General features: G+C 41.6%; 11 protein-coding genes and 1 tRNA gene. 5 read left to right on the top strand and 7 right to left on the bottom strand.

Annotation, left to right across the window (positions count from 1 at the left end):
* Position 1: 1 nt before the first annotated feature.
* On the bottom strand, positions 2–1,054 hold the full coding sequence (bioB, locus tag AAEY98_RS15260; protein WP_351017967.1) for a biotin synthase BioB: 1,053 nt from the start codon (positions 1,052–1,054) through the stop codon (positions 2–4).
* Positions 1,055–1,168: 114 nt separating this feature from the next.
* Between bioB and bioA the strand changes: the two genes are divergently transcribed.
* Positions 1,169–2,503: an adenosylmethionine--8-amino-7-oxononanoate transaminase gene (gene bioA / locus AAEY98_RS15255; protein WP_351017964.1), complete on the top strand. Its 1,335-nt coding sequence runs from the start codon at positions 1,169–1,171 to the stop codon at positions 2,501–2,503.
* Between the two features lie 76 nt (positions 2,504–2,579).
* Here bioA and AAEY98_RS15250 read toward each other — a convergent pair whose 3' ends face one another.
* A complete protein-coding gene (locus AAEY98_RS15250; protein WP_350997085.1) occupies positions 2,580–3,104 on the bottom strand; it encodes a type 2 periplasmic-binding domain-containing protein in 525 nt (174 codons plus the stop codon).
* A 7-nt stretch (positions 3,105–3,111) separates the two neighbouring features.
* Between AAEY98_RS15250 and AAEY98_RS15245 the strand changes: the two genes are divergently transcribed.
* Positions 3,112–3,468, top strand: coding sequence for a LysE/ArgO family amino acid transporter (locus tag AAEY98_RS15245; protein WP_351017961.1), 357 nt, complete (start codon positions 3,112–3,114; stop codon positions 3,466–3,468).
* 50 nt (positions 3,469–3,518) lie between these two features.
* Here AAEY98_RS15245 and AAEY98_RS15240 read toward each other — a convergent pair whose 3' ends face one another.
* Together AAEY98_RS15240 and AAEY98_RS15235 are read right to left on the bottom strand one after the other, a co-directional pair.
* Entirely contained in the window at positions 3,519–4,118 is a 600-nt protein-coding gene (locus AAEY98_RS15240) for a glutathione S-transferase family protein (RefSeq protein ID WP_351018068.1), read from the bottom strand.
* A 31-nt stretch (positions 4,119–4,149) separates the two neighbouring features.
* Positions 4,150–7,572, bottom strand: a complete 3,423-nt coding sequence (locus AAEY98_RS15235; protein ID WP_351017958.1) for a hybrid sensor histidine kinase/response regulator — start codon at positions 7,570–7,572, stop codon at positions 4,150–4,152.
* Positions 7,573–7,828: 256 nt separating this feature from the next.
* On the opposite strand from AAEY98_RS15235, the gene acs reads away from it, so the two are divergent.
* Positions 7,829–9,781 carry an acetate--CoA ligase gene (gene acs / locus AAEY98_RS15230; protein ID WP_162023397.1) on the top strand — a complete coding sequence of 651 codons (1,953 nt, stop codon included), beginning with the start codon at positions 7,829–7,831 and terminating at the stop codon, positions 9,779–9,781.
* 111 nt (positions 9,782–9,892) lie between these two features.
* On the opposite strand, the gene AAEY98_RS15225 is transcribed toward acs, so the two are convergent.
* Positions 9,893–10,294: a hypothetical protein gene (locus tag AAEY98_RS15225; RefSeq protein WP_101086789.1), complete on the bottom strand. Its 402-nt coding sequence runs from the start codon at positions 10,292–10,294 to the stop codon at positions 9,893–9,895.
* Between the two features lie 246 nt (positions 10,295–10,540).
* Here AAEY98_RS15225 and radD point away from each other — a divergent pair, with 246 nt between their 5' ends.
* On the top strand, positions 10,541–12,292 hold the full coding sequence (gene radD / locus AAEY98_RS15220) for a DNA repair helicase RadD (RefSeq protein WP_182744028.1): 1,752 nt from the start codon (positions 10,541–10,543) through the stop codon (positions 12,290–12,292).
* Between the two features lie 79 nt (positions 12,293–12,371).
* The gene (locus AAEY98_RS15215) at positions 12,372–12,632 is read left to right on the top strand and encodes a GrxA family glutaredoxin (RefSeq protein ID WP_011636939.1); all 261 of its coding nucleotides are present in this window, start codon (positions 12,372–12,374) and stop codon (positions 12,630–12,632) included.
* A gap of 67 nt (positions 12,633–12,699) precedes the next feature.
* Here the strand turns inward: AAEY98_RS15215 and AAEY98_RS15210 are convergent, their stop codons facing one another.
* The gene (locus tag AAEY98_RS15210; RefSeq protein ID WP_101086787.1) at positions 12,700–13,851 is read right to left on the bottom strand and encodes a DcaP family trimeric outer membrane transporter; all 1,152 of its coding nucleotides are present in this window, start codon (positions 13,849–13,851) and stop codon (positions 12,700–12,702) included.
* A gap of 613 nt (positions 13,852–14,464) precedes the next feature.
* Positions 14,465–14,556 (bottom strand) — tRNA-Lys (locus AAEY98_RS15205).
* Positions 14,557–14,778: the final 222 nt, after the last annotated feature.

Raw genomic sequence — 14,778 nt, 5'->3', positions numbered from 1 at the left:
ATTACAGCGCTGCTGCGTCAAAAAACTGCTTGGTCGACTTATCTTGTATGGCGTTAGCTTTGGCTAATAATGCGTTATCTGTTTCAATGTGGGCTTGTGGGCCTTGTTCCGGGTGCAAACCTAAACGACGGAACAAATTCATATCATCGTTTTCTTCTGGGTTTGCTGTAGTTAATAGCTTACAACCGTAGAAAATAGAGTTAGCACCGGCAAAGAAACACATAGATTGCAGTTCATCACTCATGCTTTCACGTCCTGCAGATAAACGTACTCGAGATTTAGGCATTAAAATACGGGCAACAGCAATGGTGCGCACAAATTCAAGCGGATCAAGATCATCGATATTCTCAAACGGCGTACCGGCCACTTTAACTAACATGTTGATTGGCACCGAATCTGGATGTTGTTCTAAATTGGCCAATTGTTGCAATAAACCGGCGCGATCTGTTGCTTGTTCACCCATACCCACAATGCCGCCTGAGCACACTTTCATGCCCGATGCGCGTACGTTTGTTAGCGTATCCAAGCGACTTTGATAAGTACGAGTGGTAATAACGTCGCCGTAATATTCTGGTGAGGTATCAAGGTTATGGTTGTAGTAATCCAAACCAGCATCGGCTAATTTCCCGGCCTGCTCAGATGACAACATGCCTAATGTCATACAGGTTTCCATGCCTAAAGCACGGACATCTTTTACCATTTGCGTCAAATATGGCATATCTTTGTCACGCGGGTTACGCCAAGCGGCGCCCATACAAAAACGCGATGCTCCTGCCGCTTTAGCACTTTTAGCTTCGGTTAGTACTTTATCAATTTCAAGTAAACGTTCTTTTTCAAGACCTGTATCGTAGCGTGCACTTTGAGGACAATATTTACAGTCCTCTGGGCATGCGCCGGTTTTAATCGACAATAGGCGGCTGATCTGCACTTCGTTAGGGTCAAACGTTTCACGATGAATACTGTGAGCTTTAAACAATAAATCATTCATAGGCAGCGCAAACAATGCTTCAATTTGTGCTTTTTGCCAATCGTGACGAACTTCAGCTAACGACATGGATCATTCCTTTATTTTGATTTTATGTTGGCTAGGATACCCTGAGCCCGTAAACTGTCAACGCAGCAACCACTTTACGCTTTACTAGCGGTCAAAAAAAGAGCACTTATAATTATGCCACTTTCCGATACAAATACCACAATCGATTATGCTTTCGATACACAACATATCTGGCACCCATACACCTCTATGACCCAGTCTCTGCCTGTATATGGAGTCGTTTCAGCACAAGGTTGTGAGTTGACTTTAGATGATGGAAAAGTACTTATAGATGGCACCAGTTCATGGTGGTCTTGTGTGCATGGTTATAGTCATCCGACCATTTTGGCCGCTATGCAAAAGCAGCTATCACAGCTCAGTCATGTGATGTTTGGCGGCATAACCCATCAGCCAGCCATTGAGACCTCAAAACGCTTAGTGCAGATGACCAGCGATAACTTAACTAAGGTTTTCTTAGCTGATTCAGGCTCAATTGCTGTGGAAGTTGCGCTAAAGATGGCGCTGCAATATTGGCAGGGGCGGAACCAGCCGCAAAAGCAACGGATTATGACCGTAAAAAGTGGTTATCATGGTGATACTTTTGCCGCGATGAGCGTATGTGATCCTGATGGTGGAATGCACACCATGTTTGGTAATAATGTCACTGAACAAGTCTTTATCCCTGCGCCAACCTCAAAGTTTGACGAACCGTTGAATCAAACCGATACACTCGCATTAAATGCCGCATTTGCGCAACATAATCAAGATATTGCTGCGGTGATTATTGAACCCATCATGCAAGGCGCTGGCGGAATGCGTTTTTACTCACCAGCTTATTTAGTTAAACTGCGCCAACTTTGCGACCAATACGATGTGCTATTGATATTAGACGAAATCGCTACCGGATTTGGCCGTACTGGCACCCTCTTCGCTTATGAGCATGCTAATATTGAGGCCGATATTTTATGTGTAGGTAAAGCCTTAACCGGTGGATATATTAGCCTCGCAGCCACCTTATGCAGTGACGAAGTGGCCAATGGTATTAGTGATTCTCCCGCCGGTGTGTTTATGCATGGCCCTACTTTTATGGGGAATCCATTAGCATGTGCTGCAGCAACCGCCAGCTTAGATTTATTGCTCCAAGGTGAGTGGCAACAACAAGTTAGCGCAATTGAATCTCAGCTTAAGCAAGAACTTGCTAGTGCGATAGATTTACCGCAAGTGAGAGATGTCCGTGTGTTAGGGGCTGTTGGGGTAATTGAAATGGTCAATACAGTCAATACAGCAGCCTTACAAAAAGCCTTTGTTGACTTAGGTGTGTGGGTAAGGCCTTTTAGCCGCTATATCTACATCATGCCGCCTTACACTATTAGCGCTGCACAATTAACCCAACTAACCTCGGCCATGTTGTTAATTGCCGATACCCTTATTCCTACCGAAGAGAATCAAACGTTGATTAGCCATGGATAATTAAAACTTAACTCTTCTCTTGCTTGGCCAGATTTTAAATTGGGTCATGCTCAGTTTAATTAGGTCAAAGTTTAGCTTAATCTAATACCGATTGAGCGTGGGCAATAATGGCATCTGAAACGTCTTTATAGACACCTTTAAGTAAAATCCAATGGTGCCAGTAAAGCGTTTCAGTGATGATATGGTCTTTACATATGTGCACTAACTCACCAGTGGCTAGTTCTGATTTAATTTGCGTTTTTGGTACTAAACAATGGGCAGCGCCATGTTTAGCAATGGTAACAAAGGCATCTGATGAACGAACAGCATGTAATGGGTATTCACCTTGCATCAGACTAAAATGCTGTTGAATATAGCGTGTGTGCATATTGTCTTTGTGATCAAACGCAATACCCCGAGCTTTTCTAAGACTGTCTGCACTAATTCCATTAGGGAAGTAATGACGACTAAACTCAGGTGAAGCGACTAGCAGATAGTCGACACAGCCTAATCGAGTTAGTTGACAACCTTTAATCGGTGTAGATAGCACCGAAATGACGCCAAAAGCTTGGCCATCCTTTAACCTATTAATCGTAGGATCTTTACCTTCAACATCGTTCAAAAATGTATTGCGAAATCAGTACCAAATTGCAACACATATTACAGCAGCTAATAGTCGTAAAAAAATTATCGGCACCACATTTTCGGTCACCTTGCTTAACCCTCATGTGTATTTAGATACTGTGATGATATTAGGTAGCGTGGGCGGCACTTTTGATGGTAACGAAAAATGGGCATTTGCTATAGATACCATACTGGCGTCGGTTTTGCGGTTTTATACTATTGCACTTGGCGCCGCTAAACTTGCCCCTTGGTTAGGTGCGCCGAAAGTTCAACGCGTGATTGATGTCTTAGTCGGCACAATTATGCTTTTTATCGCCTATTCAGTATTTAATACTTTATTAATAATACCAACAAATTCATAGCGACAGACAACACATGAAAATCAAAAGATATTCATAAAAATAGTAAAGAATTAACTCTCCATCGGCACAAACCCAGCTTGCTGTTTTATGCGTATTAACCATTGATTAATCTTTGGGTAATGGGCTAACTCAAAGCCACCTTGATGAGCTACATGGGTGTACGCAAACAAAGCAATGTCCGCTAAGGTAAGCTGCGAACCACACAGAAAGGATTGCTTAGCAAGTTCAGCCTCCATAACCGCCAGCGCTTTATGGCCTTTAACGTGCAGTGAGTGATATTCAACTAAACGATCATCAGGCAACCCTAAATACAACTGAATAAAGCGTGCAACGGCAATATATGGCTCATGACTATATTGTTCAAAAAACATCCACTGGTACATTTTCGCTTTACTAAAGACATCAGTTGGGATCAACTCAGAGCCTTCTGCAAGATAACCCATAATGGCATTAGATTCAGACAACACTCTGCCATCATTGAGTTCAATTGATGGTATTTTTCCTGCTGGATTTTTAGCTAAAAACTCTGGTGTCTGCGTTTCACCTTTCGTGATACTTATTTCTTGCCATAGATGCTCAACACCTAGCATATTCAGCACCAGCTGCACTTTATAACAATTACCTGACATGCTATCGCCATAGGCTGTGATCATTAGTTGTCCTCAACGCTGAATAACTCACTTACTTTTTGACCAGACTAGAAATTAACGCGCGTAATGCGGCAGGTTTAACCATCTTAGCCATATAGTGATAGCCGCGTCTTTCGACATCATCAACCAACTCTTTATTGGTATTGGCAGTAATTAATATTCCAGGTAAATGTTCACCATAACGACTGCGAATACCATTCATCGCATCAATACCATTTTGATCATCATCTAAATGATAATCAGCTAACATGATGTCAGGGGCAACCCCTTTAAGCCCTAACTTAATTCGAGCGTCAGCAAGATCTTTGGCACAAATAACCTCGCATTGCCAACGACTTAATAACGACTCTAGCCCCGCGAGAATGGCATCTTCATTATCAATACACAATACTTTAATGCCAGCTAAAGGCTGTAATAATGTTGGTAAAGGCTTAATGCTTATTTGGCTGACCGTTTCACCTAATGGCACGAATATAGAGAATAGAGAACCATGGCCTAAGGTCGAACTTACATGAATTTGATGATCAAGTACTTTGCTAATCCTATCGGCAATCGCTAGCCCCAGCCCCAAACCACTGACATTACGACTACTGGGATGATTAAGACGTTTAAACTCTTTAAAAATTTCTTGTATATCAAACTCATTAATCCCACAACCCGTATCGAGTACTTGAATCTCGATAAAGTCACCTCGATGCCGGCAACCAAATAACACTTTACCACCTCGGGCATATCGATATGCATTGGTTAAAAAGTTTTGTAAAATACGCCGCAACAATGAAGGGTCGGAGTTTACCGTCGCGGTAGAGGGTACCATCGAAAAAGAAATTTGGCTGTCACTTGCCATTGCATCAAATTCAACCGATAAACCATTAATCACTTCAGCAATAGCAAAATCACGGCGGTTAACGTCCACCATGCCAGAGTCGAGCTTAGAAATATCGAGCAAATCGGTCAATAACTCTCCCGCTATTTTCAACGAACTATTCACATGAGTTAAGGTGGTGCGGGCTTCAAGATCCAGATTAGGATACTGTGATAACGATGCTGTAAATAATCTCGCGGCATTTAATGGCTGCATTAAGTCGTGGCCCACTGCGGCTAAAAAGCGAGTTTTAGACGCGTGTGCCATTTCTTCCTGTGCTTTAGCTTCAAGTAATTCACTGTTTAACATTGCCAATTCATAGGTTCGTTCTTGCACCCGACTTTCTAATGTTTCATTGGCTTCCAGTAACGCCTTCTCTTGTAAGCGATATTGGGTAATGTCAGTAAATGTCATTACAAAACCGCCATCAGGCATTGGGTTTCCTTGAATTTTAATGACTTTACCATCTTGGCGTTCACGCTCAGATGTGTGCGGAGTGCCATTACGCATATGTTGAACTCGCACAGCAACCTGGTTTTCAATGTCTCCAGTACCACAAAAGCCGCGCAACGCATTAAATCGCACCACATCAGCAATAGGCATTCCTTGGACTAAAAAGCTTTCAGGGTATTGGTATAGCTCGACATAGCGATAATTCCAGGCAACTAAATTAAGATCTTTATCGACCACACTCATGCCTTCATAAGCATGTTCAATTGCGCCACGTAACATATCTTGGCTTAAAATAATTTTAGAGGATGCTTCATCAACGAGACTGAATACTTCATCCAGCGCCAAATCGCGGCCTTGCAGGACTGAGTCCATCACTAATGATGCACTTGATGCACCTAAAACCCCCGACAACATATGTTCGGTGTGGGCAATTAATTCTTCTGGGGCAGCTTTGTACCAACTGTCACTTTTTACTGCATCGGCTGAAAAACGACTAAAACTCTCATAAGCACGAGTAGGACTCACAAATCGGCTAGCCAAAATTAACAAATCTTGTTGCGAAATTGGCCCTTGACGTTTTTTTGAATCTTTTTTTGATGACCAAGGTTTAACAAAATTACTCGCTTGAATACGCTCAGCAACGCCAGCTCTAAACCAAATAGACCCTAGTACATAGCAAAATATATTCGCTAACAAAGCAATCAAAGTATCACTAACATTTGGGGTTATCGAATTGAGTAAGCCTGACTCACTACCAATCAAACGAGCTTCACCGGCACCTTGAAGTAAAATAAAACACCACAGGCTAAAACCGACAGCAAGGCCTAGATAGACACCAGCTCGATTGCCGTGCTTCCAATATAATCCGCCGACTAGTGCGGGGGCTAGTTGAGAAAATGCACCAAAGGACATCATCCCCAAATGTGAAAGTGAATCACTGTCGGTAAACAGTAAGTAGCTCAAATAGCCGAAGCCTAAAATAACCACAATCGATAAACGGCGTACATTTAACAATAATTGAGAAAATTGGCTGAAGTTCTTTTCCCTTATTTGCCCCGTTCGCAGCAAAAATGGCACCAGCCACTCATTACTGACCATCACACTGATAGTCACCACAGCAACAATCACCATCCCCGTTGCTGCAGATAAACTACCTAACAAGGCAACAACCGCTAATATTGGTTGGTCTAGTGCCAAAGGCAAATTAATCACATAGGTATCAGCAGATACCGAATCACCCAAAATAATTTTACCGGCTAATGCTAATGGCGCGACAAACAAGCCAAACAAGGCTAAATAAATCGGAAATATCCAACGTGATTTTTTTAAAATATGCTCGCCGCCACACTCGACCACCATCACATGGAACTGCCTTGGCATACATAAAAAAGCGGCCATTCCAACAAATAGTTCAGGGAGAAACGACTCTAAACGAATGTGACTATTTTCGATTAATGCTTTATCTGATGCCTGCTGCCAAATATCGCCAAAGCCATCAAAAACACCAAAACTAATTACCACGCCGACTGAGATAAATGCCGCAAGTTTAACCAATGACTCAAACGCAATCGCGACCATCATTCCAGGATTATGTTCAGTCGCATCTAATTTACGCGTACCAAATAAAATGGCAAAAATGGCCAGTAACATGGTGATCAATAATGGCACCGCCACTGGGCTTAAGGGGGTATCATCAGGTTGGAATAAGTTAAGGCTAAACACCATTGCTTTAAGCTGTAGTGCGATATAAGGCATGATGCCAAACAATGCAATAAGCGTGACTAAAGCCGCTAATAACTGTGACTTGCCATAACGAGCAGCAATAAAGTCGGCAACTGAAGTAATGTTTTGTGCTTTAGACACTACAACCATTTTTCGTAGCATGCCAAACCCAAGGGTAAACACTAATATTGGGCCGACAAAAATAGGTAGAAATGACCATAAATCATTGGCAGACTGACCTACTGTGCCTAAAAAACTCCATGATGAGCAATACACCGCTAAGCTGAGCCCATAAATCCATACTTGAGCTTTTTGGTTTATTTTACTAAACCATCGCTCGGCACCCCATGCCAAAATAAACAGCAATGACACATAACACACCGCAATCACGGCCACGATTAAGGTTAAGTTCATGAAACGTCCGCTATCACTTTATTATTATTAAAAATCTGTTTTATTTTCATCTAAAACATCATGTATTGAGCAGAAAACAGCCTGCATAAGAGAATCAATATAAATAATCGACCAAATCTGCAGCAATCATTACCATATTAACACGTGCAACAGACTAAATATTAAGGATATTTTAAAACTAGACCAAGGTCTAATAGTGCAAACAGCCCGTTGCAGATGATACTTTAACCACGCCATTTTTAGAAAGGGAAGCCCCATGACCCCGCAGTCTCTTTACAAAGTTCCTAGTGACATTGCAGAAAACGCACTGGTTAATAACGATCAATATAAGAAAATGTACCAGGAGTCCATTATTAATCCAGAAGGTTTCTGGAGAGAACACGGCAAACGTATTGATTGGATTAAACCTTATACCAAAATTAAGAAAACGTCTTTTGATGATCATAATCTTTCGATTAATTGGTTTTATGATGGCACGCTCAATGCCTCGGCCAATTGTTTAGATCGTCACCTTGAAGAACACGGCGATAAGCTTGCTATTATTTGGGAAGGCGATGACGCCAACGAACAACGCAAATTAACTTACGCAGAACTGCATACGCAAGTATGTAAGTTTGCCAATGCGCTACGTAGCCAAGGGGTTAATAAGGGCGATATCGTCACTATCTACATGCCTATGGTGCCTGAAGCTGCAGTCGCGATGCTCGCTTGTGCTCGCATTGGTGCTGTTCATTCAGTGGTATTTGGTGGCTTCTCACCAGACTCGATAGCGGCAAGGGTAATTGATGGAAAATCAAAAGTCTTAATTACCGCCGACGAAGGTGTTCGTGGTGGCCGTAAAATTCCTCTAAAACGCAGTATCGATGAAGCAATATCAAATCCTGATGTTACGTGCGTCGAAAAAGTCATTGTATTTAAGCGCACTGGTGGAGATGTAGATTGGGTTGAAGGCCGAGATGTTTGGTGGCATTCACTCATGGAAGTTGCCTCAGAATTTTGCCAACCAGCAGAGATGAACGCCGAAGATCCATTATTCTTGCTTTATACCTCAGGTTCTACAGGTAACCCTAAAGGTGTGCTGCATACTACCGGCGGTTATATGGTATATGCCTCGATGACACACGAATACGTGTTTGACTATAAAGCAGACGAAGTATATTGGTGTACAGCCGACGTAGGCTGGATTACGGGCCATTCGTATATGGTATATGGACCTTTTGCTAATGCCGCCACGGTATTAATTCATGAAGGCGTACCTAATCACCCTACTCCAGCTCGATTAGGTGAAATGATTGATCGACATAAGGTCAATATCCTGTATACCGCGCCAACCTTAATTCGCGCATTAATGGCTGAAGGTAAAGAACCTTTTAGTAGCTATAAAGGCGATTCATTGCGCATTATGGGTTCTGTGGGTGAACCGATAAACCCAGAAGCTTGGCGTTGGTACCATGAAGTGATTGGTCATGAGAACTGCCCTATCGTCGATACTTGGTGGCAAACTGAAACTGGTGGCATTCTGATTAGTCCATTACCTGGCGCAACTGATACCAAACCTGGCTCAGCGACTCGACCATTTTTTGGGGTACAGCCAGCACTGGTTGATAACATGGGTGATATTGTTGAAGGCACTGGTGAAGGTAACCTAGTTATCCTTGACTCGTGGCCAGGCCAAATGCGAACAGTTTACGGTGACCACGATAGATTTGCGCTGACGTATTTTAAAACATTCCGCGGTATGTATTTTACCGGTGATGGCGCGCGTCGTGATGAAGATGGCTATTATTGGATTACAGGCCGTGTCGATGATGTCATCAACGTTTCGGGACATCGCTTAGGTACTGCTGAAGTGGAAAGCGCTTTAGTGTCGCATGAGCTTGTTGCTGAAGCGGCCGTTGTGGGTTACCCCCATGACATTAAAGGCCAAGGCATTTATGCATACGTCACCCTAACTCGTGGCATTGAGCCAACAGAAGAGTTACGTCAAGAACTTCGTCAATGGGTTCGTAAAGAAATTGGTGCACTTGCAACCCCGGATCTTATCCAATGGGCAAGTGGTTTACCTAAAACGCGTTCAGGCAAAATTATGCGTCGATTCTTACGTAAAATTGCGGCTAATGAAGTCACTAACTTAGGTGATTCTTCTACTCTGGCAGATCCTGCAGTGATTGATACCTTGATTGAGTCTCGCTTAAACAAAACAGAGTAATAAAATCAACTTATGATGTTCTATCCACCCTGAGAAATCCTGACCAATTTCTCTTTTCGCCCCTCGATTGAGGGGCTTTTTTTATCTAATAATCAAGATTCATTGACGTTTTTATTTATCTGAAACCTTAGGCTGTGGGCCATAAGCAGTATCAATGGTGACATTATATGAATGGTCATTTAGAGTCATTTTATAGCTCGTTGATTGGCCCACTTTAATCGTTATGGCTTTGTCACCTAATAGATCCGCACCATCATTAGATTCATCACGTAAACTTATCAACAAATTAACCTTATTATCACTATTTGCTGTCGACACGATGGTCACGCCATAGTCTCCTTCGACACTAAGTGACACAGATTCATTTAATCCCATCACAATTTTTGAAGCCGATGCAGTAGCATCATCTGAATGCTTAACCGTTTCTTCAATAGATAAACCAATGACAAGACCTTCTTCGGCAACGGCGAGGTGGCTAACCATTAACAGAGCGGCTAACGATAAAAATTTCATAATGTGTTCTTCCTGATGGTGATAAATTTCATTTTTATTAGTATCAATATCATCTTATTTCAATAGATGAATCTACACCAACTGATATAAAAAAACAGCGCTTAACACGCAAAAAGTACCATCCCAGTGTATTTATCATCTTTAACCATGACCAATTGATTTATTTAACGCATTTAAAACATCATGGTCTATCAATCATTGGCTATGTTAAGCTTTGTATAAACCAAAATAACACTACTCGATAACGTGAAACATTCATCTACTCAACCCGGAAATATCACCTTACGCGACTATCAACAGCAATCAGTTGATGCGGCTATCGCTCATTTCAAGCACAGCCAACAATCAGCGGTGTTAGTGTTACCTACCGGTGCGGGAAAAAGTATTGTCATTGCCGAACTGGCCCGTATTGCTAATGGTAATGTACTGGTGCTAACTCATGTAAAGGAATTAGTCGCTCAAAATGCTGAAAAAGTGGGTTTACTCACCCAAGAGGCCAATATCTATTCAGCAGGATTAAATCAAAAAAAGGCTAATGGCAAAACCGTGGTAGCCAGTGTTCAATCGGCCGCTCGCGCCCTAGAAAAATTCACTCAAGCATTTTCATTAGTGATCATTGATGAATGTCATCGAGTCAGTAATGAGTCTACCAGTCAATATCAACAACTGCTCACGCACCTTAAAGCGCGTAATCCTGACATTAAACTGCTTGGGCTAACCGCCACGCCTTATCGTTTAGGTTTAGGCTGGATTTATCGGCACCATTATCATGGGAAAGTAGGTAATACTGATAAACCTGTATTCGAAAAATGCATTTTTGAACTCCCAATGCGACCATTAATCAAGAAAGGTTACCTAACCAAACCGACCATTTTTGACGGGTTGAGTGCGCAATATGATTTTAGTGAACTGGTGGCGCATGACAGTGGTGAATACCCACAAATGGAAATCGATTCTTTATTGCATCATCAGGGACGAGCAACCACTGCAATTATCAAGCAAGTAAAACAACTTGCCGAATGCCGAAAAGGTATTTTAATTTTTGCAGCTACGGTCAGACATGCCAATGAAATCATGACTCTGTTAGACAACGATGCCGCCTTAATTACCGCTCAAACGCCACATAACGAACGTGATGACATCATCCATCGCTTTAAAGCCCAGAGCCTCAAATACATTGTTAACGTTGCCGTATTAACCACAGGCTTCGATGCACCTCATGTCGACCTTATCGCAATTTTGCGCCCCACTGCATCGGTGAGCCTATTCCAACAAATGATTGGCCGAGGGTTACGTTTAGCTCCCAATAAAACAGATTGTTTAGTCATTGATTATGCCGCTAATGGTTACGACTTATTTTACCCAGAAGTCGGTCAAGCCAAACCCAATAGCAAATCAGTGCCAGTACAAGTGCATTGTCCTGTGTGTCAATTTGCTAATACTTTTTGGGGTCTAGTGGATGGCGATGGTGATATTGTTGAACATTATGGCAGACGCTGCCAAGGATTAATCAATGAGCAACAACAGTGTGATTTTAGATTTCGATCAAAATCATGCCCAGACTGTGGAGCGGAGAATGATATCGCGGCTCGCATTTGTCATAGCTGCCAATCGACCTTAATTGATCCCGATAAACGCCTAAAACAAGTACTTAATGCTCAGCATCATCATTTATTTAAATGTGAGCAAATGTTGTTGCACGATCAAGACAATAAGTTGCTTATTCAATACATTGACATTGAAGGTAATGATTTTAAGCAAACGTTTAACTTCGCGACACCAGCACAACGAAAAGCTTTTTATGCGGTATATGTTCTCAGTCATACCCGCACGCCAGGCATTCCCCATCCTCAATATAAAAAAGTCACTGATGTATTGGCGGATCAAACTCGATTCAGAAAACCCGATTTATTATTACTGAAAAAAAACAAACATCGTTGGGATTTAGTTGATTCATTTTTTGACTATCAAGGCAAATATAAAATCGATATGAGTTAAAACAAAATTAATTGCGTTGAATTATGATTTGAAAAGTACTTATGGTATAAATTGGCCATATCATTAAACAGGAGTCACCATGTTTGTAGTTATTTTTGGCCGCCCAGGTTGCCCATATTGTGTTCGAGCTGTTGAATTATCAGAAAAGTTAGCGGCGCAAAGTGAAGATTTTAAATTCAAATATATTGATATTCATGCCGAAGGCATCACTAAAGCGGATTTATCAAAAAGTGTGGGTAAAACGGTAGAAACTGTTCCACAAATCTTTGTTGATGAACAACCTATTGGTGGTTGCACCGAATTTGAAGCTTATGTTCGTCAAAACAACTTACTCAATTAAGTAAGCTTCTTAAATTTAAACTAAAAAGGCAACCGATCTGGTTGCCTTTTTGTTATCTGCTCAAATATTAAAGAGCATATTTCGCCGAAAACATAATCCGATTTAAGTCGCCATCAGAACCGTCTTCACGTTCATTTAAGGCATGCATAAACTCAACCCCAAATGTTAGTGGCTTTGAAGGTGAAAACAATAAGTTAACGTAACCAGAGTAAGCCTCTTTATTAACTGCACCACCGGTAAGCGCCACATCATTATCTGCGCTAAAACCTGAGAACGTCACACTAGAACGCCATTGCTCCGACCACCAGTGACGATATGACACAAAACCACCAAATGATTTAATCGCTTGAATTTCCCCATTGGTATCAAGCACGCCAGCGTTGGCATAATTTAGCGCCATATAACGACCTAACCCTTCCCCGTAAGTTGCAGTAAATTTGAAGTCATCTTTACCGACAGGAATAACACCCGCGAAACTGACACCATAACCTAGTTCTGATGTGTCATACGTTGTGGTACCAACAACTTGCTCTAGATCTAATTGCCTTACAATCGCCGCCACTGAAAATGCAGAACCACTGGCAGCACTAAAGTTATAGCGACCAACAAAATCAGGAACAACGCCACTGCCACTAGTAATTCGACCACCGCCGCTCAATGGCGTCACAGTTGTTTCAGGATTCTCAATTGAGAACTGCCAATTGCCACTGGTATAACGTAGTTGTGATTGTCTCACAAACGGTGTTCCATCAGCCGCACCGACAAAGTCTAGGTTTTCCGGTAAAGCACCAGGGTTTTGGAAAGTAGTCCACGTTTGCCCTACAGTCCAATTGTCATAACTTACAAATGCATGGCGAATACGTGGAGAGTAACTATTAGAAACTCGTTCATTACCATCTGTATGCGTCATAAAATCCAGTTCAATAAAACCAGTCAGTGTATGCCCTTCAACATCAGTAACAGTCTTAAAATTAAAACGTGATTCACGAGCTTGAAAGTCGACTACTTGCTTACCATTACCCGTCGTACCATAAATAGTGCCTGGCACATAAAACTGACGAGATAACGAACCTGAATCTGGCGCCCCATTGCCATAATCACTAAACATCACATCGGCTTTAATGTAACCACCAAAAGTCATATCTGTAGCAGCCTGAGCTCCCCCACTCATCGCCAATAACGCGCCTGCAACATAAAGACTGAGTTTTTGCTTTTTCATTATTATCTCCCTATTGATATTGTTCTAATCTTGAGCAATATGAGCCAATTAACAGTCATGTAACATTAGCAATAGGTCTATGAGACAAAAGTAGACAAGCAAAAACTAATAAATAGACTACTTCGAAAACAAGATGTTGTTTAATACAATGTAGATCTTGATGAGTTTGGACACTAAAGATTTATAAGAAATTAAACGCTAAATAAGCTGATAACAAAATACATCGACCAATTACGACCTGGATTGGTTTCGTATAGCATCTTAGGCTCGCTGGAATATAATCATCGAACGCTACTCAAATCTTGTAACGTAATAATAAGATATAACGTTGATAAAAGGGATTATTAGAGGACATAACTAAAGGAGTAAAATAGTGGGTGATGAAAGGTTCAAACATTGTAAACATGACTCAAAAGTCAACGGCAGCAGTTGATTTCACACAGAGTAACTGAGCTGACGATCCATCTTGATTTTGCAAAACCTAGTTATTATTGAAGTTAAAACAAACTATCGAGATTTAAACATCTGAAAATATACTGAGCTATTTTAGCCAATGATAAGTCTGGTATTCTGTGATGATTTAGAAATAATAGTGAGGGAATAACAGAGAAAGTGGTGGGTCGTGAAGGATTCGAACCTTCGACCAATTGGTTAAAAGCCAACTGCTGCTATTGATTTAACAAAGAGTCACTGAGCTAACGACCCATCTTGGTTTTGCAATAACCGCTATTCTTACTGGAACAAATCCAACGGTCGGCATTTAAAAGCCTTTAGAACTAATGGCTAGTTTTAGTCTATGAGAGATGTGGAATGGTTGGATTATCTGGAAGTCTGAATTGAGGGAATATAAAAAAAGTGGTGGGTCGTGAAGGATTCGAACCTTCGACCAATTGGTTAAAAGCCAACTGCTCTACCAACTGAGCTAAC

This window comes from Shewanella sp. AC91-MNA-CIBAN-0169, assembly GCF_040310165.1.
GTDB lineage: Bacteria > Pseudomonadota > Gammaproteobacteria > Enterobacterales > Shewanellaceae > Shewanella.
Note: the sequence above shows the minus strand (reverse complement) of the source record. Positions and strands in the feature narration are given on the sequence as shown.

Coding starts and splice junctions, on each gene's coding strand:
- bioB (WP_351017967.1), bottom strand. CDS start 1,054: ATGTCGTTAGCTGAAGTTCGTCACGATTGGCAAAAAGCACAAATTGAA.
- bioA (WP_351017964.1), top strand. CDS start 1,169: ATGCCACTTTCCGATACAAATACCACAATCGATTATGCTTTCGATACA.
- AAEY98_RS15235 (WP_351017958.1), bottom strand. CDS start 7,572: ATGAACTTAACCTTAATCGTGGCCGTGATTGCGGTGTGTTATGTGTCA.
- acs (WP_162023397.1), top strand. CDS start 7,829: ATGACCCCGCAGTCTCTTTACAAAGTTCCTAGTGACATTGCAGAAAAC.
- AAEY98_RS15225 (WP_101086789.1), bottom strand. CDS start 10,294: ATGAAATTTTTATCGTTAGCCGCTCTGTTAATGGTTAGCCACCTCGCC.
- AAEY98_RS15215 (WP_011636939.1), top strand. CDS start 12,372: ATGTTTGTAGTTATTTTTGGCCGCCCAGGTTGCCCATATTGTGTTCGA.
- AAEY98_RS15210 (WP_101086787.1), bottom strand. CDS start 13,851: ATGAAAAAGCAAAAACTCAGTCTTTATGTTGCAGGCGCGTTATTGGCG.